The sequence below is a fragment of the Janthinobacterium sp. GW458P genome, assembly GCF_002127585.1.
Taxonomy (GTDB): domain Bacteria; phylum Pseudomonadota; class Gammaproteobacteria; order Burkholderiales; family Burkholderiaceae_D; genus Janthinobacterium.
This window is the reverse complement of sequence record NZ_NEGZ01000129.1, coordinates 1-2,056: the sequence shown is the minus strand read 5'-3', so window position 1 is coordinate 2,056 and position 2,056 is coordinate 1. Positions and strand designations below refer to the sequence as shown.

The following is a 2,056-nucleotide window of genomic DNA, read 5'->3' as shown; positions in this document are numbered from 1 at the left end:
CGCGCGCCGCGCCACCACCCAGCCGATGCCGCCGCCGGCGGCCAGCAGCCACAGCGCCAGGCCGACGCCCAGCTGCCACTGCATCACGCCCAGCGCCACGCCGGCCAGCAAGGCCGCGCACAGGGCGGAAAAAGCGGGCACCAGCAGGCGCAAATACAGCGCTTCGAGGGCGTCGATGTCGGCCGTCAGGCGGAACAGCAGCCTGGCGGGCTGGCGCAGCAAGCGGCCCGCCGCCTCGGGACGCGACCAGCCGCGAAACAGCTGCACGCGGATGGCGGCCAGCGCGGCAAACGTGGCGTCGTGCGTGACGAGGCGCTCCGCATAGCGCGAACCCGTGCGGCCGATGGCCAGCAGGCGGATGCCGGCCGACGGGCCGAAGACGTCAAACACGATGGCCGTGGACGCGTGCAGGCCGGCGATCGAGGTGGCGGTAATAAACCAGCCGGACAAGCCCAGCAGGGCCATGCCGGCCACCACCGTCAGCGCCGCCAGCACGGCGCCGGCGATCAATTTACCCGGCTGTGCCAGCAGCAGCTGCCGCAGGACGGGGTGCAGCATGAGGGAAGTTTTCATGCCGGCTGTTCCTGCTCCAGTGCCTGCGCCGACGCATCGACCTGCACCGCGCGCTGCAGCCGGCCGGCCAGCACGGGGTCGTGCGTGGCGACGAGCATGGTCTTGCCTTGCGCCAGGGCCAGCAGGGCGTCGGTGACGCGCGCCGCCGTTTCGCTGTCCAGGTGGGCCGTCGGTTCATCGACGAGCAGCAGATCCGCATGCGGGTGCAGGGCCACGCGGGCCAGCGCCAGGCGCACGGCTTCGCCGCCCGACAGGCCCTGGCCGCCATCGCTGAGCATGACGGCCGGCTGCGCCTGGGCCACGCCGGCCAGGTCGGCCAGGTGCAGCGCCTGCGTCACCTGCGCGGGGCCGCCGCCGGCGCCGCTGCGGCCCAGCGTGACGTTCTGGCTGACGGACGCGGCAAACACGTGCGGGCGCTGGCCCATCCAGGCCATGCGCTGGCGCAGGGTATTGACGGTACTGTCAGTCAGGCGCACGCCGCCGATGCGGATCTCGCCGCCGCTGGCGGGCAGCAGGCCGGCCAGCAGGGACAGCAAGGTGGTCTTGCCGGCGCCGCTGGCGCCCAGCAGGGCCACGTGCTCGCCGGCGCGCACGGTCAAGTCAAAACCGTCGAACACGGGCGCTTCGCCGGGATGGGCAAAAGACAATTGATGGATGTCAATCGCGGGCGCCGGCGCCACCGCCATGGCGGCGGCGGACACGGCAGCCGTTGCCACGCCGGCGCCGGGCAAGGCCACGCCGCCTTCGGCCAGGTCGCTCAATCCGGCCAGGCCCGCTTCGCCGGCCGCCTTGTCATGCCAGACGGCGGCCAGCTCGCGCAGCGGCTCGAAAAACGCGGGCGCCAGCAGCAGGATGAACATGCCCTGCCCCAGCGTCAGTTCACGGCCCCAGGTGCCGAAATGGAGGCTGCCCAGCAAGGAGAAACCGATGAAGGCGGCCACCATGGCTACGCCCAGCGCGGAAAACAGTTCCAGCACGGCCGACGACAAAAAGGCGATGCGCAGCACCACCATCGTGCGCCGGCGCACGGATTGCGACGAGGCGTCCAGCCGCGCGGCCGTGGCGTCGACGGCGCCCAGCGCGCGCAGGGTGGCCAGGCCGCGCAAACGGTCCAGCAGAAAGGCGTTCATGCTGCCCATTTCCACCATCTGCGCGCGGCTGGCCGCCTGCGCGCCCATGCCCACGAGGGCCATGAAGACGGGGATCAGGGGCGCGGCGATGAGCAGGATCAGCGCGGCGATCCACGACAGCGGCGTCACGACGGCGAGGATCACGAAAGGCACGGTCATCACCTTCCAGCGCGCCGGCCTGTAGCGCACCAGGTAGGGCACGATGGCTTCGGCCTGCTCGGCGATGACACTGGCCGCCTGCCCCGACTGGGCGCGCCGGCGGTCCAGCGGCGAACGGCGCGCCAGCGCCTGCGCCACTTGCGCGCGCAGGGTCGACAGGTGGGCCCGGGCCGCCGCGTACATGCGCCGCGCCC

1 protein-coding gene and 1 pseudogene are annotated in these 2,056 nt (G+C 72.5%); both read right to left on the bottom strand.

Annotated features, from left to right (window positions below; genetic code table 11):
* A pseudogene (locus CBW50_RS28300) lies at positions 1 to 573 on the bottom strand (ABC transporter ATP-binding protein); the annotation flags it as partial.
* On the bottom strand, positions 570 to 2,056 hold a 1,487-nt coding region (gene cydD / locus CBW50_RS28295; RefSeq protein WP_086148563.1), incomplete at its 5' end, for a thiol reductant ABC exporter subunit CydD. The gene cydD and the pseudogene CBW50_RS28300, both read right to left, overlap by 4 nt.